This is a genomic window from Arthrobacter sp. B0316-1-20, from assembly GCF_059091865.1.
Genome location: NZ_JBNHHC010000004.1, coordinates 208,935 through 231,062, shown reverse-complemented (window position 1 = coordinate 231,062; position 22,128 = coordinate 208,935). Strand labels below are relative to the sequence as shown.

Below are 22,128 nucleotides of genomic sequence, written 5' to 3'. Positions count from 1 at the left end.
TTGGCAGCATCTTGGGCCGGTGAGACGATGGACCGGTGAGTACTTACCAGACCGAAAACGCCTCGCAGCAGCCTGCCGGAGAGCAGCCGCTGGAAGACCGTGTCAACAACCGCTCCCAGCGCCCTGAATCGGATGCCTTCAAAGAATTCATGGGCAGCCACTGGGCGCCGGCCGGATCGTCCGCCGTCGAGCAGTCAGCGGTGACGCCTTACGCTGCACGCCGCCGCCGTGCACTGTCCGACCAGTTCCAAGGCGAACGCCTTGTCATTCCGGCCGGCCCGCTGAAGGTCCGCTCCAATGACACCGACTACCGCTTCCGCCCGCACTCGGGCTTCGCGCACCTCACCGGCTTGGGCCTGGACCATGAACCCGATGCAGTGCTGGTCATGGAGCCCACCGAGCCAGGAGCAGGCGACGACGGCGGCCATCACCGCGCCACGCTGTATTTCCGCCCGATGTCCGGCCGCGATTCCGCCGAGTTTTACGCGAACGCCCGCTACGGCGAGTTTTGGATCGGGCCCCGGCCAACGCTGGAGGAACTGAACCAGCGGCTTGGCTTGCCCACCGCGGATCTGGGCGAGCTGGAAGTTGCGATCACCAAGGATGCAGGCGTCGTCCACGTCGGTGGCATGCGCATCCGGCTACTTCGCGAAGTCGACCTGAACGTGGACGCTCTGGTGGATACCTCCCGGATCAACACGGGCGTGGATCTGGAGGAGTCCGACCAACTCGACGGCAAACTCGCCGAAGCGTTGTCCGAACTGCGTCTGCTCAAGGACGAGTGGGAAGTCGAGGAGATGAAGAAGGCGGTGGCGGCCACGGTCAACGGCTTCCACGAGGTGGTCAAGGTGCTGCCGCGCGCGCTCACGCACGAGCGCGGCGAACGCGTGGTGGAGGGAGCCTTTTTCGCCAGGGCACGTGAAGAAGGCAACGACCTGGGCTACGACACCATCGCCGCCAGCGGAAACAACGCGACCATCCTGCACTGGATCCGCAACAACGGACAAGTGAAGGCGGGCGACCTGCTGCTGCTGGATGCCGGTGTGGAGGCCGACTCGCTCTACACCGCTGACGTGACCCGCACGCTGCCGGTCAACGGCACGTTCACCGACATCCAGCGCAAGGTCTACCAGGCGGTTCTCGATGCTGCCGACGCCGGTTTTGCCGCCGCGCAGCCGGGCGTCAAGTTCCGTGACATCCACACCGCCGCCGTTACCGTACTCGCCGAGCGGCTGGAAGAATGGGGCTTGTTGCCCGTCCCGCTGGACCAGGCTCTCTCCCCCGAAGGCCAGCACCACCGGCGCTGGATGCCGCACGGCACCAGCCACCATCTGGGCCTCGATGTCCATGACTGCGCGCAGGCGAAGCGGGACCTGTACCTGGACGGTGTGCTCACTCCCGGCATGGTGTTCACCATCGAGCCCGGGCTGTACTTCAAGGATGAGGATCTGGCGGTACCGGCCGAATACCGCGGCATCGGCGTGCGGATCGAGGATGACATCCTGATGACCGCCGACGGTCCGGTCAACCTCTCGGCGGCCCTGCCGCGCAAGCCCGAGGACGTAGAGTCCTGGATGGCCGGCATCTACGGCACGTCCGGCGACTAAACCGGACGGCCGGCAGCAGCCGGACCCAGACAACGCACCAGGGGTCAGCCGTGAGAAACGGCGGACCCCTGGTGCGTTCCGGTGATGGTGCGGGCGGAGCTTACGTGCCGGAGCGGCCTTGGGGCTATGTGCCGGAGCGGCCTTCGCCTGCGGAGGAATCGTTGTTCCGCTCCGGATTTTCCGGGCTGCCCTCGGTCTGGGACCCTTGGGGCTGCTGGCTGCTGCCCTCGGGCTCAGCCGGGACCGTCTGCTGCGGCGCGCCGGCCTGCGGTTCGGGCGCCACGCGGATTCCATACTGCGGGCGGCCATCCGGCAGATCCGGGTAGCGTCCGCGCACCGGCTGTCCGGACGCGGACTGCCCTTCCGGCTGGGCCTGGCCGGGCTGCGCTGCCGGGACGTTGACGCCCTGCTGGTACGGGTCCTCTCCCCACTGGGCGGGACGCTCCGGCGCCTGCGGCTGCTGGCCGAAGGGCGGCTGCTGGCCGTAACCGGACGGAGGCTGCTGGCCAAAGGGCCCCGGTGCCTGGTTGACCGGCTGTCCGGGACGCGCGGTCCCGGCCATGGGCAGCTGCGCGGCCAGCCGGCGGGCTTCCTGCGCCACGTCGGTAGCAACCACCACGTCATAGCTGGTGGCAATCACCTGATTGGTGGATGTGAAGTCCCGCTTGCCGCGCTGCAGCGCGTAGGAAATGATGCCGAACAACATCCAGAAGGCTGCGCCCATGGCCATTGACGAGATCAGCAGCACATACGTTTCGCCGCCGCCGAACAGCATCAACAGCAGCCCGACGAACAGGCCGAACCACGCACCGGTGGCCGCCCCGGAAAGGGCGACACGGGGGTAGCTGAGCTTGCCGGTAACGCGCTCGACGGTCTTCAAGTCATTGCCGACGATGGTCACGTGCTGGACGGGAAACTCCTGGTCCGCCAGATAGTCCACCACTTTCTGGGCATCCAGATACGACCGGTAGTTACCGATCAGCTCGCCCTGTGGAAGAGCACGGTTCAGGTCCCGGGAATCTGTGCGGCCAAGCATCGACATACCCTCATTGTCGCTGATATATGCGGCAGATGGCCCGGGTATCGCTTCAGGTGAACGCGCTAGCCGGTTTTGCCAGCCGCAACGCCGCCGCGGCGCCCGTCAGTCCGACACCTGGTACCACACCGATAGGTTGCCGGATCCCGGATTTCGGGGCCCAGCACGTAGCCTAAAGGGGTGAGCACAAAAACCAACCGCGTCTTCGTCGCCCGGCTGCTGGGCCTGGATGTCTTCGACCCGCTCGGGGACCGCCTGGGCCGGCTGCGCGACGCCGTTGTCCTGGACTACGGCCCGGCCAAGCCGCCGCTGGTCGTTGGTTTGGTCGTGGAGGTGCCCGGCAAGAAGCGGGTGTTCGTCCCGATGACCCGTGTCACCTCGATCAACGCCGGGCAGGTCATCTGCACCGGGCTGGTCAACCTGCGCCGATTCGAACAGCGCGGTGCCGAAACGCTGGTAGTCGCCGAAATGTTCGATCGGCGGGTCACGCTCGCCGATGGCAGCGGTGATGCCACGATTTTGGACATCGGCATGGAGCAGTCCCGCGACGGCGACTGGTATGTGTCCCAGCTCTTCGTCCGGCGTGGCTACTCCAGCTCGCCGCTGCGCAGCCTGCGCCGCAACGAAACGTTAATTGTGGACTGGCAGGAGGCCTTCCAAGGCGCCCGCCACGAACCGCAGGCCGCCGCCACCTTCGTGGCCAGCCATGAGGACCTCAAGCCCGCCGACTTTGCCGAGGCGTTGCATGAAATGACGCAGAAGCGCCGGCTCGAAGTCGCCAGCGAGCTCCAGGACGACCGGCTGGCGGACGTCCTGCAGGAGTTGCCGGATGACGACCAGGTGCAGATCCTGACGTCGCTGGACGCGGAGCGCGCCGCCGTCGTGCTCGAAGAAATGGACCCGGACGATGCCGCGGACCTGCTGGCTGAGCTGCCCGAGGAGCAAAAGGAAGAGCTGCTGCAGCTGATGGAACCGGAGGAGGCCAAAGACGTCCGGCGGCTGCTGGAGTACGAGGAGAACACGGCCGGTTCCATGATGACGCCGGTGCCGGTGATCCTGCCGCCGGAAGCCACCGTGGCCGAGGCGCTGGCCCACGTGCGCCGCGAAGAGCTTACGCCGGCGCTGGCATCGGCCATTTTTGTCTGCCGGCCGCCGCTGGAAACACCCACCGGAAAGTACTTGGGTGTGGTCCATATCCAGCAGTTGCTGCGCTTTCCGCCACCGGAGGCGCTGGGCAACATTGTGGACACGGATTTGGAACCCGTGCTGGACCAGACGGACGTCAGCGACGTGGCGCGCACCTTGGCGACCTACAACCTGAACGCCCTGGCGGTGGTCAACAGGGCCGGCCGGCTGGTTGGTGCCGTGACCGTCGACGATGTGCTTGACCACCTGCTGCCCGACGATTGGCGCGCACAAGACGACTCACCCGTGATTGGAGGCGGACGCGTTGGCTGAGAAGACCGACCGCAAACTCAAAGTCGCCGGACTGGACACCCCACGCGAGACACGCACCCGCCTGCTGACCCGGATAAGGCCAAATCCGGATGCCTTCGGCCATGCCACGGAGAACTTCGCCCGCTTTATGGGCACTCCGCAGTTCCTGATGTGGATGTCCGTCTTCTGCGTGGTCTGGCTGGCGTGGAACACCTTCGGTCCGGAGTCGCTGCGGTTCGACAGCGCGGCGCTGGGCTTCACCGCGCTGACTTTGATGCTCTCGCTGCAGGCCTCCTATGCCGCTCCCCTGCTGCTGCTGGCGCAGAACCGGCAGGACGACCGCGACAAGGTCTCGCTGCAGCAGGACCGGCAGCGCGCCGAACGCAATCTGGCCGACACCGAGTACCTGACCCGCGAGCTGGCCGCGCTGCGCATCGCCATCCGCGAAGTGGCCACCCGTGACTTTGTCCGCAGCGAGCTGCGCTCGGTGCTGGAGGAACTCCTGGACGACGAGTCCGGCGAGGAACGCCGCCGCGGCCGGCGCAGGCCCTCCGACGCCACCGCTGCATTGCCCAAGCTGCCGCAGGCCCAGAACGGCGTCCAGGAGTACTGAGAGACATGACTGATCCATACACGTTCGAACTACCGGATCCGGCAGCCGTGAGACGCGCGCTGGCCACGGTGATCGACCCAGAGCTTCGCCGGCCGATCGCGGAGTTGGGCATGCTCAAGGACGTCCGGATTGACGACGCCGGACGGGTCACCGTGGGCGTGCTGCTAACCATTGCGGGCTGCCCGCTGCGCGGCACCATCACCGCCGACGTTGAACAGGCGCTGGCGCCGGTTCCCGGAGTTTCCGCGGTGCAGGTGGAGCTGGACGTGATGACGCCGCAGCAGCGCAGCGAGCTGAAGGAACAGCTCCGCGGCTCGGAACGGGGCAACCCGTTCGCCGATCCCTCCTCGCTCACCCGCGTGTACGCCGTGGCCAGCGGCAAGGGCGGCGTGGGCAAGTCCAGCGTGACCGTCAATCTCGCTTGCGCCATGGCAGCCCAAGGACTGCGGGTGGGCATCATCGACGCCGACGTTTACGGGTTCTCCGTCCCCGGGCTGCTGCGCATTACGCAGGCCCCGACCCAGGTGGACGAGATGATCCTGCCGCCGGTCGCGTTCGGCGTGAAGGTCATCTCCATCGGCATGTTCGTCGCGGACAACAAGCCCGTGGCCTGGCGGGGGCCGATGCTGCACCGGGCGTTGGAGCAGTTCCTGACCGACGTCTACTTCGGCGACCTGGACGTGCTGTTCCTGGACCTGCCGCCGGGCACCGGGGATGTGGCCATCTCCGTGGCGCAGCTGCTGCCGTCGTCGCAAATCCTGGTGGTGACCACCCCGCAGACCGCCGCTGCCGAAGTGGCTGAACGCGCCGGCGCCATTGCCTCACAGACCGGGCAGCAGGTGGCGGGAGTTATCGAAAACATGTCCTGGCTTCGGCTGCCGGACGGATCGAAGATGGAGGTCTTCGGCTCCGGCGGCGGCAGGACGGTCGCCGAACGGCTCTCCGCGGTGCTGGAGACGCCGGTACCGCTGCTGGGAAGCATCCCGCTGGAACCGGCGCTGCGTGCCGGTGGCGACGCCGGCCGACCGATTGTCTTGGATGCGGACGACGAATCCGGAGAGGGAGTAGCCGCGGTGGAACTGCGGCGGATTGCTGCGGAATTGGCAGCGCGACCGCGTGGGCTGGCCGGCCGCCCGCTGGGCGTCACTCCCCGCTGAAGCCTTTCCGGTGGCCGCGCCGTGCCTTGTCATGCGTTGGCGAGCAGGTGGGCGGGTGCTGCGCTGCCTGGATCAGGTCGCCTCGGAATCAAACGGAGCCGGTTCGCCGGCTGCAAGTTGTACTGCCGGCTGGGACGCCGGACGTCCGGGCGCCCGTGAACCGGTGGAGACTGCGGTGCCGGCCGCCGAAGCTGCAGCCGCGGCCACTGCCGGTGCCGCTGGCGCCGGGCGCGGCGCTTCGTCGTCGTCATCCAATAAGGCTTCTTTAATGATGCGGCGGGGATCGTACTGCCGCGGATCCAGCTTCCGCCAATCCATGTCCACAATGTCGTCGCCGACTTCTTCACGCAGCTGTTCCTTGGCGCCGGCGGCCATGGTTTTCAACTGCTTGACGAACCGGGCCAATTGGGCGGCATACTCCGGCAACCGCTCAGGACCGAGGATCACCACGGCAAGTATTGCCAGGATGATCAGTTCTGAGCCGTTGATTCCAAACACGATTGAAGATTACCCGTTCGTCATGCCGGTCAGCCACTTGGCGCGGCATTCCGTCCTTGCGTGTGATCCTGTTGTCTCGTTCCGCCCGTCCCGGCCGCGCATCATCTGGACGACGAGGGGCTGACCATCATTCCCAGCCCGCGGATGATGCGGCTGAGCGGGTCGTCGGCTGGAGCCGGCTGGGGCAGCTCCAGCCGGGAGTTTTCCGTCAGGACCACTTGGTTAACCGCTTCCGGCATCTGCGCCAGCGGAAGGTCGGACCGCAACGTATAGGTCACGTCTTCGGAGTCGAGGACCACCGTCCACTCCTTGCCTCCGCGCATCCACACGGCGCGATCCAGTCCGGCGACCTCGTGGAAACCGTCCATCGTTACGGGATGCCCCGTGGTGGCGTTCAGCGGCGGAGCGGCTTTTTCCCTCCCCGATTCCTCCCCGTTGGTGGCCATACGACGCTGTTCGGTGACGACCACCCGGTGGCTACCATCGCTGAGGTCCAGCCTGACTGCTGGCTGGCCGCCCACGAGCAACTGTTCCGCGCTTTGCAATCGGTAGCCGAGCCCCAGCAGCAGCGGGCAGGTCCAGCCGCTTCGGCGCAATGCCTCCAGTCCGGAACTGTCCAGGGCGACCGGCCGAGCGACGGCGGCCTCCGCGGACACCGGTGCCCAGTCCGCCCCGGCGGCCGGCCCCGAGGACGCAGTCTGCGCCTCACCACCCAGGACGTAGGCTGCAGACAACGTCAGGACGGCGCAACCGGCCGTGACGCCGCCCACCAAGGCCACCACGCGCGCGGAGGGTTTGCCCGCGGAAACGGAATGTGAGGTCGGGGCGGCGGCAGGCAGGAAAGCGGCACCATGAACCATGGAGTTGGACCGGCCCGCCGCGCCGGACCGGTCGATCCGTGAGGCGGCCTCGGCTAGCGGGCGCCCTGTGGCCCGCGTTTCGGTGGGCTTGGCCTCAGCCGCTGGCCTTTCGGGCTGGCTACAGCGCAGGATGCGGGCGGTCAGGTCCTCGCCAGGGGGCGGCACGTCCATGGAGCGAAGACGCTCCTGGATCTGGCGGTACTCGTCTACGCTGCGGCGGCAGCGCTTGCAGCGTTTTAGATGGCGTTCGAGGGCAGGGCGGCGATCATCGGAAAGTTCGCCGTCCAGATACTCCGCCAGCTCTTTTTCCGGGTGGAGCATTGCAACGATCAGTGGGCTCCGACGATCCGGGGCAGTTTCAGGCGGGGGCGCTTGCCGCCCGGGTCCCGGTGCGCCAGCTTTTCACGGAGCATGGTCCTGCCGCGGTGGATGCGCGAGCGGACAGTTCCCAGCTTGACGTCAAGGGCTGCCGAGACCTCCTCGTAGGACAACCCCTCCAAATCGCAGAGCACGACGGCGGCGCGGAAGTCCGGGGGCAGCTCTTCCAGTGCGGCCTGGACATCGATGTCGAGGTTGTTGAATTCGAAGCTGCGCTCGGGGCCGGGGTCCTTGCCGGGCAGCCGGGCCTCGGCTTCGTCGCTGAGCCCGTCGAAGCGGATCCTGCTCTTGCGCCGTGCCTGGTCCAGGAAGAGGTTCGTGGTGATCCGGTGGAGCCAGCCGTCCAGCGTGCCGGGCTTGAAGTTATCCAGCGAGCGGAAGACCCGGACGAAGACTTCCTGGGTGAGGTCCTCGGCGTCGTACCGGTTGCCGGTGAGCCGGAACGCCAGCCGGTAGACTTTTGCGGAGTGGTTGCGGACCACTTCTTCCCAGGTCGGGGCAACCCATTGATCGGGGCCGGCTGCTGCGTCCGGCGCGGCGCCCTGAAGCTTCGTCATCGTAGTGCCCCTTTCACGGCTCGTCCCGCATGCCGCCCACGTTGAAAATGTCCGGGAATGCGGCGCGCTTGCTGCCGGTCTGGCTATCGGCGTCCCGGGTAACTATCTTTACCCAGAAAACTGGGAGAATTCTGTAAACGAGCTGCGCGAACCCCGCCAACCCGGCCGGGTTGCGCCGCTCTTGCCGACCACGGCCCTGGATCCTGCCGCATGCGCGGAAATCCGGCTATTTCTGGCAGTAGGCTTGGCACTGCGGCCCTTGGCCGTTCCCCTCAAGAACCTGAAGAGAAAGCGATGATCCATGAGCGCCGACAAGCAGACGAGTTGGTCCTACACGGAGGGGCTTCCCGCCGAGGATGACGTCCTGCTGCGGGCCCGGGAACGTTCCTACGAGCTGGGAGTGGCAGCCGTGGGACCCGGCGTCGGCGCGGCCTTGACTGTTCTGGCCGCCGGGACCAAAGCGCAGACCGTGGTGGAAATCGGTTCCGGCGCGGGCGTATCAGGAGTGTGCTTGCTGCGCGGACTGCCCCCGGCCGCGGTGCTGACCACGATCGACGCGGATGTGGACCATCTGCGGGCCGCACGCCAGGCTTTTGTTGATGCCGGGATCCCCGGCAACCGCACCCGCACCATCTCCGGCCGCGCGGCGGACGTGCTGCCGCGGCTGACGGACAATGCCTATGACCTGGTCTTTGTCGATGCCGACAAGCCCTCCTACCCGCTGTACGTGGAGCAAGCTGTCCGGCTGCTCAAGCGTGGCGGCATGCTGATTGTCAACGATGCGCTGGACCATGACCGGGTCTCGAACCCGGCCATCCGCGAAGAGTCCACCACCACGCTGCGCAAGGTCGGCAAGGCTATCCGCGAGAACGACCAGCTGGTGTCCACCATCCTGCCGACCGGCGACGGGCTGCTGCTGGCCGTCAAACGCTGACGGCCCTGCGGCGCCGACCCCCCGGCGGGCTCTGGTGTGGCGGCGCGTGCCCACCCGCGGGCCGCACCGGCCTAGCCCCGGTAGGAGCGCAAAAAGGACAACAGCAGCCGGGCACCGTAGCCAGTGGCGCCCTTGCTGACTTCGGCCCGGTCGGAGTCGGCACGGGCCGGACCGGCGATGTCCAGATGGATCCACGGGGTCCCGCCAACGAACTCGCGCAGGAACAGCGCCGCGGTGATCGATCCGCCGCCCACCTTCGACGTCTGCGAAGCAATGTGGGAAATGTCGGCAATGCTCGACTCCAGTGCGAAGCGGTACTCGGCCGCCACCTCGTCCAGCGGCATTTGCCAGACCCGTTCCCCGGTAGCCTCGCCAGCGGCTTCGAAGGCGCGCAGCAGGCCTGGCTGCGTGCCGTAGAGCGCTGCATGCCGCTTGCCCAGACCCATGGACGCGGCACCGGTGAGGGTCGCAATATCCACCAGGACGTCGGGCTGCAGCCGCGCCGTGGCGTAGGCGAGTGCGTCGGCCAGCACCATGCGGCCTTCGGCGTCGGTGTTGCCGATCTCCACCGTGGTGCCGTTGTAGACGGTGACCACGTCGCCCGGCCGGTAGGAACCGGCGCCGATCGAGTTCTCGGCCAAGGCGAGCAGTCCGGTGACACGGTGCTCCACTCCCAGCTCGGCAGCAGCAGCCAGTACCGCCATGACGACGCCGGCGCCCGCCATATCGGTCTTCATCGGAACCATGGGTTCGCGCGGCTTGAGCGACAGCCCGCCGGTGTCGAAGGTGATGCCCTTGCCGACGATCACGATGTGTTTGGTGTCCTTGCCGGCGCGTGCCGGCGTGTAGTCCAGCTGGACCAGCCTGGGCGGGGTCGGAGACGCCGATCCCACCGCCAGCAGTCCGCCGAAGCCCTCCACGGCCAACTGATTGTCGTCCCAGACGTGGATGCTCAAGCCGCTGGCCCCGGCGAGCCGCCCGGCCTGGCCGGCCATCCACTCCGGGTTCTTCACGTTGGAAGGCATGTTCGCCAGGTCCCGGGCCAGCCAGGTGGCCCGGGCGGCGGTGGCGGCAGTGGCGGCCGCCCCGTCGGCCAGACCGGTGACTTCCAAAACTGCCGCCATCGGCTTTGGCGCGGCTGAGGCGCCGGCACGCGGGGGGCGGTAGCCGCCAAGCAGGAATCCTTCGATAAACGCCTGCTGCAGCTCTTTTGGCAAACTGTCGACGGCGGTGGTGCGCACGCTGTCAGTGCCCATCGTCGCCCGCGCCAAGGCGGCCCCGGCCTTGCGCAGCTCGGTGGGGCTGCCGCTGCCCAGCCCGATCAGAACCAGGCGCGAGGGCAGCCCTTGGGCGTGCGGCGGGGCCGGCACTGCCAGCACGTCGCCGGCCTTGCCAGAGATCCCGTGGACCTCGGCCAGGGCCACAACGTCGACGCCGAAGTCCGCCGCCGCCTCGCCTGCACCGTGGCGCGGCTGCGGCGTGGCCCGCTCAGCGCCGCCCTCACCGGCGGCAATCGGCACGGCAACAACCGTGACCCCGCCGGCGCCCCGTACCGGCGACTCTCCGCGGCCAAGTCCGGGGACCGCCTGGACCAGCGCCATCGGCGGCTCCGCCAGGGTCGACTCCAGATGGTGGGCGGTGTGTTCCGCTGCGGTGGCGGGAACGCGGCTCACAGCAAACGGTTCCTAGCTCGCCACGTCGCTGGTGACGCCCAGCAGGCAGTCTTTGAGATTGCCCGCTTCTTCGGCGTTGAGCTCCAGCACCAGACGCCCGCCGCCGTCGATGGGAACCCGAAGGATGAGGCTGCGCCCCTCCTTGGTCACTTCCATCGGACCGTCACCGGTACGCGGTTTCATCGCAGCCATCTGGGAATTCCCTTCCGCCATGGGGCAGGCCGATCTGTGATCGCCCTGCGCGCCAACCTCACATCAACGGCCTTCATTTACGTGGCCGCCATGTCCAACCACTTCCTATTATCGCGTACATCACAACCGGGTGCTAATTCCGTCCCGGCGTGGTGCGACGTGCAGGCCTCTGCCGCTACGGCGGATAGTCCCCGCCGCCGGGTAGTTGCGACCAGGACCAGAGCCAGGTCACCCACACAATCTGCCCTGCCAGGAACATCACGGCCAAGCAAATGCGGTAGGCCCGGCTGCGCGAGACGAAGGCTGCTGCCAAGGCCAGCGGGAAGAGCGGAAGCAGCAGCCGGAATGTGCTGGTCTGCGGGTGCAGGAAGGCCAGCAGGTAGCCCAGATAGCAGACGCACCACAGTCTCAGGTCTGAGCCGATGCTCCGGGCCGGTGCGCTGCACAGGAACCAGGCTGTCACGGCGACAAGCAGCAGGGGCGCCATCATTCCGCCCAACGGCCCGAACAAGTGCACGCCCATGTCGAACCACGGCCTGAACAGGACCAGGTCTTCCCCCCGCCAGGCAGTCTCCGTGTCGGTATACGCGGTCAGTTCCCCGGTGACCGACCAAGCCAACAGCGGCCAGGCCACGGCAGCGGCACAGCTGACCAGCGCCAGCGCTGCTGACCGGAGAAACTCCGGGGTCTCCAGCGGGTCCGTCCGTCGCCGCTTGATCCGCCACAGCAGGTGCAGCCAGGCGAGCGCGGCGAACGGCACGCCCACCGGCCGGGACAGGCACATCAGCACCACTACCGGAATCGCCAACAGGTATTTCCGCTGCACCAGCAACAACAGCGATGCCGCCAGCAGCGCCAGGTTCAGCGACTCCGCATACGGCACCTGGAGGATCGGCGAGACCGGAAAGACCGCCACAAACGCCACGCCCCAGAGTGCGGTGCCATGTGGCGCAAAACGGCGGAAGAGTTTGAAGATCACCAGCACGGCCGCGAAGCCGGCGATCGTGGCAACCAGCGGGGCCAGCAAGTGCCAGCCCAGCCCGGTGACCGCCGCCAGGCCCCGAACAATGCCAGGGAAGAGCGCGTAGAACGCCCATTGGTTCTCCACGGCCCGCCCGTCCAGACCGCGCGGAATATCCGCCGGATAGCCTTCCAAATAGACCTGCTGGTACCAGGCGCTGTCCCAAATGCCGATGAAGGAGAGATAGTCGGGATGCGCGTCGGTCCACGGATTCGAGCCTTGCTGACGGGCCACCGCAAGGAACACCAGCAGTGAATACACCCGGGACAAGGCGTAGAGCAGGGTGACCTGGACCCACCACGGCCACCGGGCGATCCGCTGGCGCCAGAAGTAAAACTCGGCGCTCACAGCCTCCCGCAGCACCCGCGTCCGCGGAAGACGGTCCTGCACCCGAGTCATCCTTCCCGCGCCGGGCGGGCACCGCCGTCGTGCTGTGGCTGGCTCAGCTGCCGGATCAGGCGCTCCTTGGCGCCCAGCTCGGCCCGCAGGACCTCCAGCACTTCGTCCACTTGGTCCATCCGGTAGCCCCGCAACGCAGTGGAAAACCGCAGGCTGTCCAGGTCCTCGGCGCGTGGATGTTCGGGCAGCAGCACCGCCGGCAGCCGCGCCTCGTGCTCGCTGAGTCCGTGCAGGGCTGCTACCTGCCCGGCTTCCCAGCCCTCGCCGGCGTCATCGCCTCCGGTTGCCTTCTTCCGGCCCCAGCGTCCGGACGCGGCAACAGCAGCCGCGCCCGCGACGGCGATGGCAAGGAAAACCAGAAATACGCTCACAGGACCATCGTGCCAGAGGGTTGTCCGGCTGGCTTAGAAACCGGTGCGGGCAGACAGCCCGGAGACGATCTGCTGGACTGCTTCCTCGGCCGTATCCACCACGCTGATCAGGTCCAGGTCGACCTCCGCGATCATCGCTTCGGACAACAGAGTGTTGCGGATCCAGTCGATCAACGGCGACCAGAAAGCGGTGCCAACCAGCACAATCGGGAAGGTCGTCACCTTCTTGGTCTGGACAAGCACCATGGCCTCGAACAGTTCGTCCATAGTCCCCAAGCCGCCGGGGAGCACGATGAACCCCTGCGCATACTTGACGAACATGGTCTTGCGGGCGAAGAAGTACCGGAAATTGATGCCCAGGTCCACCCAGTCGTTCAGCCCTTGCTCAAACGGCAACTCAATGCCCAGTCCCACGGAGACCCCGCCGGCCTCGCTGGCCCCCTTGTTGGCCGCCTCCATTGAACCGGGCCCCCCGCCGGTGATGACAGCGAAGTTCTGCCGGACCAGCAAACGCCCAATCTCTTCCGCGATGGCGTAATGCTTGCTGCCCGACTTGGTGCGGGCGGAACCGAAAACGCTGATCGCGGGGCCAAGATCGGCCAAGGTGCCGAAGCCTTCCACGAACTCACTCTGGATCCGCAGCACCCGCCACGGATCCGTGTGCGTGAATTCCGCCCGGTCCTTGGTATCCAGCAGGTACTGGTCGGCCTGCGGGATGTCCGCTTGGCCGCGCCGCAGTTCAACCGGCCCCTTGAAACGGACCTTCGGAGCGCCGGGGAGTTGGGACGGCAGCGGAACATCTTGCTGGTTTGTCATTTCCCAAGGCTACAGACGCAGTGGACATCCGGGGCAATTTTTCCATCGATTCGGCTACGATTCGGCGTGTGTGGTACTTCTTGGGCAGGTTGCTCTTAAATCACGATTGCGACCGACGGGGCGGAATGCATTGCTTGAAGGGAATCTTTCGCTAGATTCGTTTCATGACCAGTGACGAATCGCACAGAGAAACGCCGCCTGCTGCTCCGGCGGCGGTAACCGGAGCCAGGTCTGCCACCCCGACGGGTCAGCCGCTGGTCTCCTTGAAGAACGTCAACAAGCACTTCGGCGCCCTCCACGTGCTGCAGGACATCAACCTGGAGGTCACCAAGGGTGAAGTGGTGGTGGTGATCGGGCCGTCAGGCTCCGGCAAATCGACGCTCTGCCGGGCGATCAACCGGTTGGAAACCATCGACGACGGCGAGATCCTCATTGACGGCATCAAGCTGCCGGCCGAGGGCAAGGCGCTGGCCAAACTGCGCGCCGACGTCGGCATGGTGTTCCAGTCCTTCAATCTCTTTGCCCATAAATCGATTCTGGAGAACGTTACTCTGGGCCCGATCAAGGTCAAGGGGATGAAGCAGTCCGAGGCCAAGGAACTGGCGATGGGCCTGCTGGATCGGGTAGGCGTGGCCAACCAGTCGCAGAAGCTGCCGGCGCAGCTCTCCGGCGGCCAGCAGCAGCGCGTGGCGATTGCCCGGGCGCTGGCGATGAAACCAAAGGTGATGCTCTTCGACGAGCCCACCTCGGCGCTGGACCCGGAAATGATCAACGAAGTGCTGGACACCATGGTGCAGTTGGCCAAGGAAGGCATGACCATGATCGTGGTGACGCACGAGATGGGCTTCGCGCGCAAGGCGGCGGACCGGGTGATTTTCATGGCCGACGGCAAAATCGTGGAGCAGGCCACGCCGGAAGAATTCTTCACCAACCCGCAGAGCGACCGGGCCAAGGACTTCCTGGGCAAGATCCTCGAACACTAACCCCTTACACACCTGGCCCCTCACTGAAGGGGCCGACAACGCAAGGAGAAAACATGCGAAAGACCCGTTATGGACTAGCTGCCATGGCAGCCGGAGCCGCGCTCGTGCTGTCCGCCTGCGGCGGCGGTGGCGGCAATGCAGGTGGCGGCGGCGGTGAGGCCTCCGGCGGCAGCGGCGGCGGCGAGAAGATCCGCATCGGCATCAAGTACGACCAGCCGGGCCTGGGCTTTTCCTCCAGCGGAAAGTTCAGCGGCTTCGACGTGGATGTAGCCAAGTATGTGGCTAACGAGCTGGGCTACCCGGAGGGCCAAATCGAATTCGTCGAGTCCCCCTCGGCCAACCGGGAGAACATGCTTGCCAACAAGCAGGTGGACATGATCTTCGCTACTTACTCGATTACCGATGAGCGGAAGAAGACCGTTGACTTCGCCGGTCCGTACTTCGTGGCTGGCCAAGACCTCCTGGTCCGCGCGGACGACAACTCCATCACCGGCCCTGACTCGCTCAATGGCAAGAACCTGTGCTCGGTCACCGGTTCCACCTCTGCCCAGCGGATCAAGGAAGAGCACGCAGCCAACGTGAACCTCGTCGAGCGGCCCAGCTACGCAGAATGCGTTACTGCCATGCAGGGCGGCCAGATCGACGCCGTAACCACCGACGACATCATCCTGGCCGGCCTGGCCGCGCAGCCGAACAACGCTGGCAAGTACAAGGTGGTCGGCAAGCCGTTCTCCGAGGAGAGGTACGGCGTCGGCCTGCCCAAGGGTACCGACAAGTGCGCCGACATCAATGCGGCCATCAACAAGATGGTCGACGACGGAGCTTGGGAAGAAGCCTTGAAGAAGAACACCGAGGGTGTGGACTACAGCTACAACACGAAACTGAACCCGCCGAAGCCGGGCACATCCTGCGCCTAGCAATAGCTGCTGTGGGGCGGGGATTTCCCGCCCCACAGCATGACCTGCCTCTTCCCACCGAAAGGGGATGGACAGATTGTCCGAGTATTTCCAGAGCTATCTGACGGCGCTGGAGAGTTACGACGTCATCGGCGCCTTGTGGGTGAATGTTCAGCTAACCTTCTGGGCAGCCTTGGGCTCCTTGGTGCTGGGAACCGTCCTGGCGCTGATGCGCATCTCGCCAGTGCCGAGCTTCCGCTGGGCAGGCGCGGCCTACGTCAACGTTTTCCGCAATACACCGCTGACCATCATCATGACCTTCTGCATCTTGGTCCTCGTGTTCCAGTTGCAACTAAACCTGTCCAGCGACTTCGACTTCAACTTCTTCCTTTGGGCCATCGTTGGGCTGTCGGTTTACCATGCCGCCTTCGTTTGCGAAGCGATCCGCAGCGGCGTCAACACCGTGCCGCTGGGCCAGGCCGAAGCAGCCCGTGCCATCGGTCTGAGCTTCCTGCCGGCGGCGCGGATGATCATCCTGCCGCAGGCCTTCCGCGGCGCCGTCGCCCCCTTGGGCAACGTGCTGATCGCACTCACCAAGAACACAACGGTGGCGACCGCAGCGTCGGTGGCCGAAGCCGCCGGCCTGATGAAGACCATGATCGAATTCCGGCCGGATGTCATCATGGCCATCTTCGCCACGTTTGCCGCCGGTTTCATCATTATCGTGATACCCATCGGGCTGTTGACCACATGGCTCTCCACAAAACTGGCGGTGGCACGATGAACATCAGACAAAGCGTCCTCTTCGACGCGCCTGGGCCCAAGGCGCGGACCCGGATCACGGTAACCAATGTCGTCGGCATCGTGATTTTTTTGGCTGCCGCCTTCTTCGTACTGAAGGCCCTCAACGACAAGGGGCAGTTGGCGCCTGAGCTGTGGACCCCCTTCCTGACGGGGGACGTCTGGCAGTTCACTATTCTGCCGGGCTTGATGAACACCTTTAAGGCCGCAGCGGTCGCGATCGTCACGTCGGTGGTCTTCGGATTGCTCTTTGGCGTGGGCCGGCTTGCAGCCAACCCCGTGGTCCGGCTGGTTTCCGGCGTGATCGTCGAATTCCTGCGGGCCGTCCCCGTGCTGCTGATGATGATTTTCTTCTGGCTGCTGTTCGGCCAACTGCAAGTCGGCACCCCTGCGGACATTCCGTTCTATGCCGTGGTCGTCGCGCTGACCTTGTACAACGGTTCAGTCATCGCCGAACTGGTCCGATCGGGCGTATTCGGCCTCCCCAAGGGCCAGCGCGAAGCCGGCATGGCCATCGGTATGACCCGCACCCAGTCGCTGCGGAGCATCGAACTGCCCCAGGCACTGGTGGCTATGCTGCCGGCCTTGGTTAGTCAGTTCGTGGTGATTTTGAAGGACTCCGCCCTCGGTTACATCATCAGTTACTCTGAGCTGCTCCGGTCCATGCAGATTTATGGCTCTGCCGGCCCGATCCTGCAGTCGCTGACGGTGGCAGCGGTCCTTTTCATCATCATCAATTTCGCTCTGTCCTGGCTGGCCAATTGGCTGTCGCGGTTCCTCAGCAGCCGGACCTCGGGCAAGACGGAGCCGCTCACTACCCAGCCGATGGCCGTCAAGGTCTGATACAGGCTGGCGAAAGCGGCGAAAGAAAGGGGAGGGTGCCTTGGCATCCTCCCCTTTATCTTTGCTCCGCAGCCGGGCCACGGGGCTCTGCCGCGATGTCAGTCCGCTAGCCAGCGTCGCAGCGCCGCCAGACATTCACGGACGGCCTCTGCGGGAACATGTTCGTTGTCGGTGTGCGCCAGCAGCGCGTCGCCGGGGCCGAAGTTGACCGCCGGAATGCCCAGCTCGCTGAAGCGGGCGACGTCGGTCCAGCCGTATTTGGGCTTTGGCTCCGCCCCCACGGCGGCAACGAAGTCAGCGGCCGCGGGATGGTTCAGACCCGGGCGGGCTCCCGCGGCAGCATCGGTTCGCACCACGGTAAAGCCCTCCAGCAGGTTACGTACATAGCGCTCGGCGTCCTCGGGCGACTTGTCGGGGGCGAACCGGTAATTGACTTCCACCGTGGTGCTATCCGGGATGACGTTTCCGGCCGTGCCGCCATTGATTTTTACGGCATTCAAGCTCTCGCGGTACTCCAGCCCGTCCACCGTGACGGTAGCCGGTTCATGGTCACGGAGCCGGGCCAAAATCTCCGCAGCGGCGTGGATGGCGTTGATCCCCATCCACGCCCGCGCGGAATGCGCAGCTTGTCCGACGGTGCAGACCTCGAACCGGGCGGTGCCGTTGCAGCCGCCTTCCACGGTTCCATTGGTTGGTTCCAGCAGGATCGCGAAGTCGCCCTGCAGCAACTGCGGGTGGTTGCGCACCAACCGGCCCAGTCCGCTCAGCGAAGCTTCAACTTCTTCGTGATCGTAGAAGACGTAGGTGACGTCACGGCCCGGCGCGGTGAGTTCGGCGGCCAGGGCCAACTGCACGGCTACCCCGCCCTTCATGTCGGTCGCACCGCGCCCGTAGAGTACGGTCCCGTCCCACTCCGACGGCACGGTACCGCGGGAGCCGGCAACAGCCGGCAGCGGCACGGTGTCCAGATGCCCAGCCAGGATGACCCGCTCCGCGCGCCCCAACTGCGTGCGGGCCACCACTGCGTCGCCATCCCGGACCACCTCGAGGTGCGGCAGGGTGCGCAAAGCATTCTCGACGGCGTCGGCCAGCGCCGTTTCATTCCCGGAAACGCTATTGATGTCGATCAGCGCGGCGGTCAGGTCAGCGACGTCGGCGGTCAGGTCCAGGGCGATGGTGGAAGTCACTTCCCCAGCTTAGCCAGCCGACCCGCGGCACCCTCAACGTACCTGATGCGCCAGGCACGCTCGGTAGACTTGAAGCCATGACTGAGAGCACCCCGGCTGCAACCGCGCCCCGCACCGCCTATGGCACCGGACTGGCCACTGTCACCGACACCGGCGCCGTCCTGGATGTCTGGTATCCCGCGCCGGCCTTGGGTACCCCTCCGGCCGGACAAGACGCCGAGAACGACCTTGCTGCCGATGCCGCCGACGGCGCTGACGCCGACCGCGGCACCCATCTTGAGGTCCTCAGCCGCAGCATCGACCTGGACGCCCCTCCGGCGGACACCGCGGATGCCTACCTGCGCCTGCACTTGCTCTCCCATCGCCTCGTCGAACCCAACTCGCTGAACATGGACGGCGTCTTCGGCCAGCTGGCCAATGTGGTGTGGACTAATTTCGGTCCGTGCGCCGTGGAAGGGTTCGAATCCGTTCGCCGCCGCCTGCGCCGCCGCGGGCAGGTGACTGTGTACGGCGTGGACAAGTTCCCCCGCATGGTTGATTACGTGATCCCCTCCGGCGTACGGATTGCTGATGCCGACCGCGTCCGGCTGGGCGCTCATCTGGCCGCCGGCACCACCGTGATGCATGAAGGCTTCGTCAACTTCAACGCCGGCACGCTGGGCACGTCCATGGTGGAAGGCCGCATCTCCGCGGGCGTCATCGTGGCGGACGGTTCCGACGTCGGCGGCGGCGCCTCGATCATGGGCACGCTCTCCGGCGGCGGCAAGGAACGGATCAGCATCGGTGAGCGGGTCTTGCTGGGCGCCAACTCCGGCGTCGGCATCAGCATCGGCGACGATTGCGTCGTCGAGGCCGGCCTTTACGTTACCGCCGGGACCCGGGTCAGCCTCCTCGACGTCGCCAGCGGGGACCACCGCCAGGTCAAGGCTGTGGAACTCTCCGGCATGTCCAATCTGCTGTTCCGCCGCAACTCCACCAGCGGCGCAGTGGAAGTCCTGCCGCGCAAGGGCCAGAGCGTGGAGCTCAACTCGGTCCTGCACGCCAACTAGCAGCACGCTCACGCCACCGCCATGTCCAGGGCAGCGCGCACACGCCGGAGACGCAGCTTGGTCAGCCTGATCGTCCTGCTGGCCCTGGTCGGCGGCGCCGTCTACTTCGCGGCCACCGCGATTGACCGCAGCCAAACGCTGGTCAGGGAGCGGTGCATCGCCGTCGTTGGCTCTGAAACGTTCGAACTAGCGCCGGACCAGGCTGCGAACGCCGCGCTGATCTCCGGAATCTCCATAGAGCGCGGACTGCCCGCACGCGCAGCGTCGATCGCCCTGGCGACGGCCATCCAGGAGTCCAAGCTGCGCAATATCGACTATGGCGACGCGGCCGGGCCCGACTCCCGAGGATTGTTCCAGCAGCGGCCGTCGCAAGGCTGGGGCACCGAAGAGCAGGTGCAGGACCCGGTGTATGCGGCCAACAAGTTTTACGAGGTGCTCGAACAGGTTCCAAACTATGAGTCGATGCCGGTGACGGACGCCGCCCAGACGGTACAACGCAGCGCCTATCCGATGGCCTACGCGGACCATGAGGCCGAGGCCAAGGCCTTTGCTTCGGCACTGACCGGCCACTCCCCTGCCGCCTTGAACTGTGTGCTCAAGGACGCCGAGACGACCGGCGACCCGACGGCGGTGCTGGCACAGCTGGCCGCCGTGCATCCCGGTTTGGACATGGCCGTCGCCGGACGCGAACTCCGGGTGGCCGCCACCGATGAACGGGGATGGGCCGTTGCCCAGTGGGCAGTCGCGTCCGCCAAGCAGCTCAACCTGGAATCGGTCGCCTATGCAGGCTTGAGCTGGCAGCGCGGCGACGGCGGCTGGGTCCCCGCCAATACCGACACCAGCTATGTGGTGGTGACCGTGGCGCAAGGCACCGAGGCCTGAACCGCCCCGACGGCGTTAAACCACAAGCTCAACGATGGGCTGCACGTAGCTGCGGAAGGTGGTTTCGTCGTCCATCAGCGTCTGGGACATCAGGATTCGGTCCGGGTCCACGAACCAGGCGCGGGGCTCGCACAGCGGAAGCTCGATCAACTTCAACTCGAAAGACCGCGCCGCACGCCCCAGTTCCATCTCCCGGTCCTGAACCAGTTCACGGATAAGCCCTGACTTACCCTTGGCTTCGCGCTCCTGCGCCAGCTTTCCATACTCGGCCATCCTTGCCCGTGACCAACTCATCGCTGCACCGAAATGGGCTTGAAGCAGCCGCTGCAAGGCCGGGCTGCCGGCAAAGGCGGGAAACGATGGCGGAGCCAGCTTGGTGGCGCTTCCCGGACGCTCGCGGACCAGATCCTCCCACCACTGTTCCCACTCGCCGCGCAACGCTGAGAGGCCGCCGACATCGGCGGTCAGCTGGCGTGGATCGGCGGTGCGGACGGTAGGCAACACCGGTGAGACCGCCGGTGACCCGACACCGGCCAGACCGGCGGCGTCACGAAGATACAGGGCCAGCAGCATATGCCCCGAGGTGTCGGCGGTAACCCGCCACCCCGGTCCACCTGTATGGTGCATCCGGTCCGCATCCTTTCGCTCACCGGCGAGAGCAGCGCAGACTAGACGCTCCCGCTGCGGTGGGCGCATGGGTTTCCGCTGCTGCCGGTAGCTCAACTCTAGACCTAGCTGTCCAGCCCCTCCAGCAGGCCGGGAGCGGACACGGCCGGGGGAACTGAGCCGGACTACTAAGCTGGTAAGCATGAGAATTCTGGTCACCGGAGGAACCGGCTTCATCGGCTCGCACACCACCCTCGCCCTGCTGGAAGCCGGCCATGACGTGGTGGTGCTCGACAATCTGGCCAATTCCAGCCAGGAGTCGTTGCGCCGGGTCCAGCAGCTTGCGGGCAGGGAAGCACGGTTTCACCACGTCGACCTCCTGGATGAGGCCGCGTTGAACCGGGTGCTGGAGGCCGAAGCGGTGGACGCCGTGATCCACTTTGCCGGTTTGAAGGCCGTAGGCGAGTCGGTGGAAAAACCGCTGCACTACTATCACAACAACGTGGGCGGGACGCTGAACCTGCTCCGGGCGATGGATGCCCACGACGTGCGCACCATCGTCTTCAGCTCCTCTGCCACCGTGTACGGTTCCACCGAGGAAGTGCCGTTGACCGAGAAGTTGCCGCTGGACGCGATCAACCCTTACGGCCGGACCAAGGAGCAGATCGAAGACATCCTGTCTGATCTGGGCGCCTCCGACCCACGCTGGCACGTGGCCCTGCTGCGCTACTTCAATCCGGTGGGCGCCCATGAGTCCGGACGGATCGGCGAAGATCCGACCGGTGTACCGAACAACTTGCTGCCGTTTGTGGCCCAAGTGGCCGTGGGCCGCCGGGACAAGGTCCGGGTCTTCGGCAGCGACTACCCGACGCCGGATGGCACCGGCGTGCGCGACTACATCCACGTGATGGACCTGGCCGCCGGACATTTGGCCGCACTGGACTTCATCGCGCAACGGTCCGGAGTGCGCCGCTGGAACCTGGGCACCGGCAAGGGCTCGTCCGTGCTGGAAGTTCTGGCCGCGTTCGGCAAGGCGGCAGGGTTCGACATCCCCTACGAGCTGACCGACCGCCGTCCCGGCGACGCCGCCGTCAGCTACGCCGATCCGTCTGCTGCGCTGGCCGAACTCGGCTGGTCCGCGGTGAAGAATCTGGAACAGATGTGCGAGGACCACTGGCGCTGGCAGAAGAACAACCCGAACGGCTACGCCAGCTAACCGGTTGTTGGAGCCGGGTGTCATCGACGCGCTTAGCCGTTCGCAGCTTCCCGACCTTCGCAAGCTCAGGCCGGGTCCCTCGCTGCTCTCTTCCCCTCGTTCCTCGGTCGGCGATG

Annotated in this window: 23 protein-coding genes; 12 read left to right on the top strand and 11 right to left on the bottom strand. The window is 66.0% G+C overall.

The genetic code is table 11. The annotated features are described in order from the left end of the window. Positions 1 to 35 precede the first annotated feature (35 nt). The gene (locus tag AC5RW2_RS08515; protein WP_493962943.1) at positions 36 to 1,607 is read left to right on the top strand and encodes an aminopeptidase P family protein; all 1,572 of its coding nucleotides are present in this window, start codon (positions 36 to 38) and stop codon (positions 1,605 to 1,607) included. Positions 1,608 to 1,731: 124 nt separating this feature from the next. Here AC5RW2_RS08515 and AC5RW2_RS08510 read toward each other — a convergent pair whose 3' ends face one another. Then, positions 1,732 to 2,649 carry a YflT domain-containing protein gene (locus AC5RW2_RS08510; RefSeq protein ID WP_493962944.1) on the bottom strand — a complete coding sequence of 306 codons (918 nt, stop codon included), beginning with the start codon at positions 2,647 to 2,649 and terminating at the stop codon, positions 1,732 to 1,734. 174 nt (positions 2,650 to 2,823) lie between these two features. Between AC5RW2_RS08510 and AC5RW2_RS08505 the strand changes: the two genes are divergently transcribed. The 3 genes from AC5RW2_RS08505 to AC5RW2_RS08495 are packed head-to-tail and all read left to right on the top strand — an operon-like array spanning position 2,824 to position 5,850. Continuing rightward, complete coding sequence (locus AC5RW2_RS08505; protein ID WP_493962945.1) at positions 2,824 to 4,101, top strand: magnesium transporter MgtE N-terminal domain-containing protein; 1,278 nt, start codon at positions 2,824 to 2,826, stop codon at positions 4,099 to 4,101. Next, the gene (locus AC5RW2_RS08500; protein ID WP_493949698.1) at positions 4,094 to 4,693 is read left to right on the top strand and encodes a DUF1003 domain-containing protein; all 600 of its coding nucleotides are present in this window, start codon (positions 4,094 to 4,096) and stop codon (positions 4,691 to 4,693) included. The genes AC5RW2_RS08505 and AC5RW2_RS08500 overlap by 8 nt, the downstream gene beginning before the upstream one ends. 5 nt (positions 4,694 to 4,698) lie before the next feature. Beyond that, positions 4,699 to 5,850: an Mrp/NBP35 family ATP-binding protein gene (locus tag AC5RW2_RS08495; protein ID WP_493962946.1), complete on the top strand. Its 1,152-nt coding sequence runs from the start codon at positions 4,699 to 4,701 to the stop codon at positions 5,848 to 5,850. Between the two features lie 72 nt (positions 5,851 to 5,922). Here AC5RW2_RS08495 and AC5RW2_RS08490 read toward each other — a convergent pair whose 3' ends face one another. The 3 genes from AC5RW2_RS08490 to sigE form a co-directional block, all read right to left on the bottom strand. After that, positions 5,923 to 6,348, bottom strand: a complete 426-nt coding sequence (locus AC5RW2_RS08490; protein WP_493962947.1) for a twin-arginine translocase TatA/TatE family subunit — start codon at positions 6,346 to 6,348, stop codon at positions 5,923 to 5,925. Between the two features lie 101 nt (positions 6,349 to 6,449). Further along, positions 6,450 to 7,529 carry a zf-HC2 domain-containing protein gene (locus tag AC5RW2_RS08485; protein WP_493962948.1) on the bottom strand — a complete coding sequence of 360 codons (1,080 nt, stop codon included), beginning with the start codon at positions 7,527 to 7,529 and terminating at the stop codon, positions 6,450 to 6,452. A gap of 8 nt (positions 7,530 to 7,537) precedes the next feature. Then, positions 7,538 to 8,230 (bottom strand): RNA polymerase sigma factor SigE, encoded by a 693-nt coding sequence (gene sigE, locus AC5RW2_RS08480; RefSeq protein ID WP_493963155.1) that lies wholly within the window; start codon positions 8,228 to 8,230, stop codon positions 7,538 to 7,540. Positions 8,231 to 8,444: 214 nt separating this feature from the next. Between sigE and AC5RW2_RS08475 the strand changes: the two genes are divergently transcribed. Further along, positions 8,445 to 9,077, top strand: coding sequence for an O-methyltransferase (locus AC5RW2_RS08475; RefSeq protein WP_493949693.1), 633 nt, complete (start codon positions 8,445 to 8,447; stop codon positions 9,075 to 9,077). A 71-nt stretch (positions 9,078 to 9,148) separates the two neighbouring features. Here AC5RW2_RS08475 and AC5RW2_RS08470 read toward each other — a convergent pair whose 3' ends face one another. From AC5RW2_RS08470 to AC5RW2_RS08450, 5 genes are all read right to left on the bottom strand, one after another. Then, positions 9,149 to 10,750, bottom strand: coding sequence for a leucyl aminopeptidase family protein (locus AC5RW2_RS08470; RefSeq protein WP_493962949.1), 1,602 nt, complete (start codon positions 10,748 to 10,750; stop codon positions 9,149 to 9,151). Positions 10,751 to 10,762: 12 nt separating this feature from the next. Further along, positions 10,763 to 10,942: a DUF3117 domain-containing protein gene (locus AC5RW2_RS08465; RefSeq protein WP_127511285.1), complete on the bottom strand. Its 180-nt coding sequence runs from the start codon at positions 10,940 to 10,942 to the stop codon at positions 10,763 to 10,765. Between the two features lie 175 nt (positions 10,943 to 11,117). After that, on the bottom strand, positions 11,118 to 12,362 hold the full coding sequence (locus tag AC5RW2_RS08460; RefSeq protein WP_493962950.1) for a hypothetical protein: 1,245 nt from the start codon (positions 12,360 to 12,362) through the stop codon (positions 11,118 to 11,120). Beyond that, the gene (locus tag AC5RW2_RS08455; protein ID WP_493962951.1) at positions 12,359 to 12,733 is read right to left on the bottom strand and encodes a DivIVA domain-containing protein; all 375 of its coding nucleotides are present in this window, start codon (positions 12,731 to 12,733) and stop codon (positions 12,359 to 12,361) included. Before AC5RW2_RS08455 ends, AC5RW2_RS08460 begins: the two co-directional genes overlap by 4 nt. 33 nt (positions 12,734 to 12,766) lie before the next feature. Further along, the gene (locus AC5RW2_RS08450; RefSeq protein WP_493949689.1) at positions 12,767 to 13,549 is read right to left on the bottom strand and encodes an LOG family protein; all 783 of its coding nucleotides are present in this window, start codon (positions 13,547 to 13,549) and stop codon (positions 12,767 to 12,769) included. Between the two features lie 164 nt (positions 13,550 to 13,713). On the opposite strand from AC5RW2_RS08450, the gene AC5RW2_RS08445 reads away from it, so the two are divergent. The 4 genes from AC5RW2_RS08445 (at position 13,714) to AC5RW2_RS08430 (ending at position 17,072) form a co-directional block, all read left to right on the top strand. Then, positions 13,714 to 14,532, top strand: coding sequence for an amino acid ABC transporter ATP-binding protein (locus tag AC5RW2_RS08445; protein WP_493949688.1), 819 nt, complete (start codon positions 13,714 to 13,716; stop codon positions 14,530 to 14,532). Between the two features lie 53 nt (positions 14,533 to 14,585). Next, complete coding sequence (locus tag AC5RW2_RS08440; RefSeq protein ID WP_493949687.1) at positions 14,586 to 15,449, top strand: glutamate ABC transporter substrate-binding protein; 864 nt, start codon at positions 14,586 to 14,588, stop codon at positions 15,447 to 15,449. Between the two features lie 67 nt (positions 15,450 to 15,516). Further along, positions 15,517 to 16,212, top strand: a complete 696-nt coding sequence (locus tag AC5RW2_RS08435) for an amino acid ABC transporter permease (protein ID WP_493962952.1) — start codon at positions 15,517 to 15,519, stop codon at positions 16,210 to 16,212. Continuing rightward, positions 16,209 to 17,072, top strand: coding sequence for an amino acid ABC transporter permease (locus AC5RW2_RS08430; RefSeq protein ID WP_493949685.1), 864 nt, complete (start codon positions 16,209 to 16,211; stop codon positions 17,070 to 17,072). Before AC5RW2_RS08435 ends, AC5RW2_RS08430 begins: the two co-directional genes overlap by 4 nt. Before the next feature lie 98 nt (positions 17,073 to 17,170). Here AC5RW2_RS08430 and dapE read toward each other — a convergent pair whose 3' ends face one another. Next, the gene (gene dapE / locus AC5RW2_RS08425; RefSeq protein ID WP_493949684.1) at positions 17,171 to 18,259 is read right to left on the bottom strand and encodes a succinyl-diaminopimelate desuccinylase; all 1,089 of its coding nucleotides are present in this window, start codon (positions 18,257 to 18,259) and stop codon (positions 17,171 to 17,173) included. A 77-nt stretch (positions 18,260 to 18,336) separates the two neighbouring features. Between dapE and dapD the strand changes: the two genes are divergently transcribed. Both dapD and AC5RW2_RS08415 read left to right on the top strand, forming a co-directional pair. After that, complete coding sequence (gene dapD / locus AC5RW2_RS08420; RefSeq protein ID WP_493962953.1) at positions 18,337 to 19,308, top strand: 2,3,4,5-tetrahydropyridine-2,6-dicarboxylate N-succinyltransferase; 972 nt, start codon at positions 18,337 to 18,339, stop codon at positions 19,306 to 19,308. Between the two features lie 21 nt (positions 19,309 to 19,329). After that, entirely contained in the window at positions 19,330 to 20,190 is an 861-nt protein-coding gene (locus AC5RW2_RS08415; protein ID WP_493949682.1) for a hypothetical protein, read from the top strand. A 15-nt stretch (positions 20,191 to 20,205) separates the two neighbouring features. On the opposite strand, the gene AC5RW2_RS08410 is transcribed toward AC5RW2_RS08415, so the two are convergent. After that, positions 20,206 to 20,817, bottom strand: a complete 612-nt coding sequence (locus AC5RW2_RS08410) for a hypothetical protein (RefSeq protein ID WP_493962954.1) — start codon at positions 20,815 to 20,817, stop codon at positions 20,206 to 20,208. A gap of 181 nt (positions 20,818 to 20,998) precedes the next feature. Here AC5RW2_RS08410 and galE point away from each other — a divergent pair, with 181 nt between their 5' ends. Then, positions 20,999 to 22,012 carry a UDP-glucose 4-epimerase GalE gene (gene galE / locus AC5RW2_RS08405; RefSeq protein ID WP_493962955.1) on the top strand — a complete coding sequence of 338 codons (1,014 nt, stop codon included), beginning with the start codon at positions 20,999 to 21,001 and terminating at the stop codon, positions 22,010 to 22,012. The last annotated feature ends 116 nt before the right edge of the window (positions 22,013 to 22,128 follow it).

Bases quoted from the DNA above. Each gene is read 5' to 3' on its own strand.
- galE (WP_493962955.1), top strand. From the start codon at position 20,999: ATGAGAATTCTGGTCACCGGAGGAACCGGCTTCATCGGCTCGCACACC.
- AC5RW2_RS08485 (WP_493962948.1), bottom strand. From the start codon at position 7,529: ATGCTCCACCCGGAAAAAGAGCTGGCGGAGTATCTGGACGGCGAACTT.
- AC5RW2_RS08510 (WP_493962944.1), bottom strand. From the start codon at position 2,649: ATGTCGATGCTTGGCCGCACAGATTCCCGGGACCTGAACCGTGCTCTT.
- AC5RW2_RS08460 (WP_493962950.1), bottom strand. From the start codon at position 12,362: ATGACTCGGGTGCAGGACCGTCTTCCGCGGACGCGGGTGCTGCGGGAG.
- AC5RW2_RS08445 (WP_493949688.1), top strand. From the start codon at position 13,714: ATGACCAGTGACGAATCGCACAGAGAAACGCCGCCTGCTGCTCCGGCG.
- AC5RW2_RS08450 (WP_493949689.1), bottom strand. From the start codon at position 13,549: ATGACAAACCAGCAAGATGTTCCGCTGCCGTCCCAACTCCCCGGCGCT.
- AC5RW2_RS08430 (WP_493949685.1), top strand. From the start codon at position 16,209: ATGAACATCAGACAAAGCGTCCTCTTCGACGCGCCTGGGCCCAAGGCG.
- AC5RW2_RS08410 (WP_493962954.1), bottom strand. From the start codon at position 20,817: ATGCACCATACAGGTGGACCGGGGTGGCGGGTTACCGCCGACACCTCG.
- AC5RW2_RS08465 (WP_127511285.1), bottom strand. From the start codon at position 10,942: ATGGCTGCGATGAAACCGCGTACCGGTGACGGTCCGATGGAAGTGACC.
- dapD (WP_493962953.1), top strand. From the start codon at position 18,337: ATGACTGAGAGCACCCCGGCTGCAACCGCGCCCCGCACCGCCTATGGC.
- AC5RW2_RS08435 (WP_493962952.1), top strand. From the start codon at position 15,517: ATGGACAGATTGTCCGAGTATTTCCAGAGCTATCTGACGGCGCTGGAG.
- AC5RW2_RS08475 (WP_493949693.1), top strand. From the start codon at position 8,445: ATGAGCGCCGACAAGCAGACGAGTTGGTCCTACACGGAGGGGCTTCCC.
- AC5RW2_RS08495 (WP_493962946.1), top strand. From the start codon at position 4,699: ATGACTGATCCATACACGTTCGAACTACCGGATCCGGCAGCCGTGAGA.
- AC5RW2_RS08415 (WP_493949682.1), top strand. From the start codon at position 19,330: ATGTCCAGGGCAGCGCGCACACGCCGGAGACGCAGCTTGGTCAGCCTG.
- AC5RW2_RS08440 (WP_493949687.1), top strand. From the start codon at position 14,586: ATGCGAAAGACCCGTTATGGACTAGCTGCCATGGCAGCCGGAGCCGCG.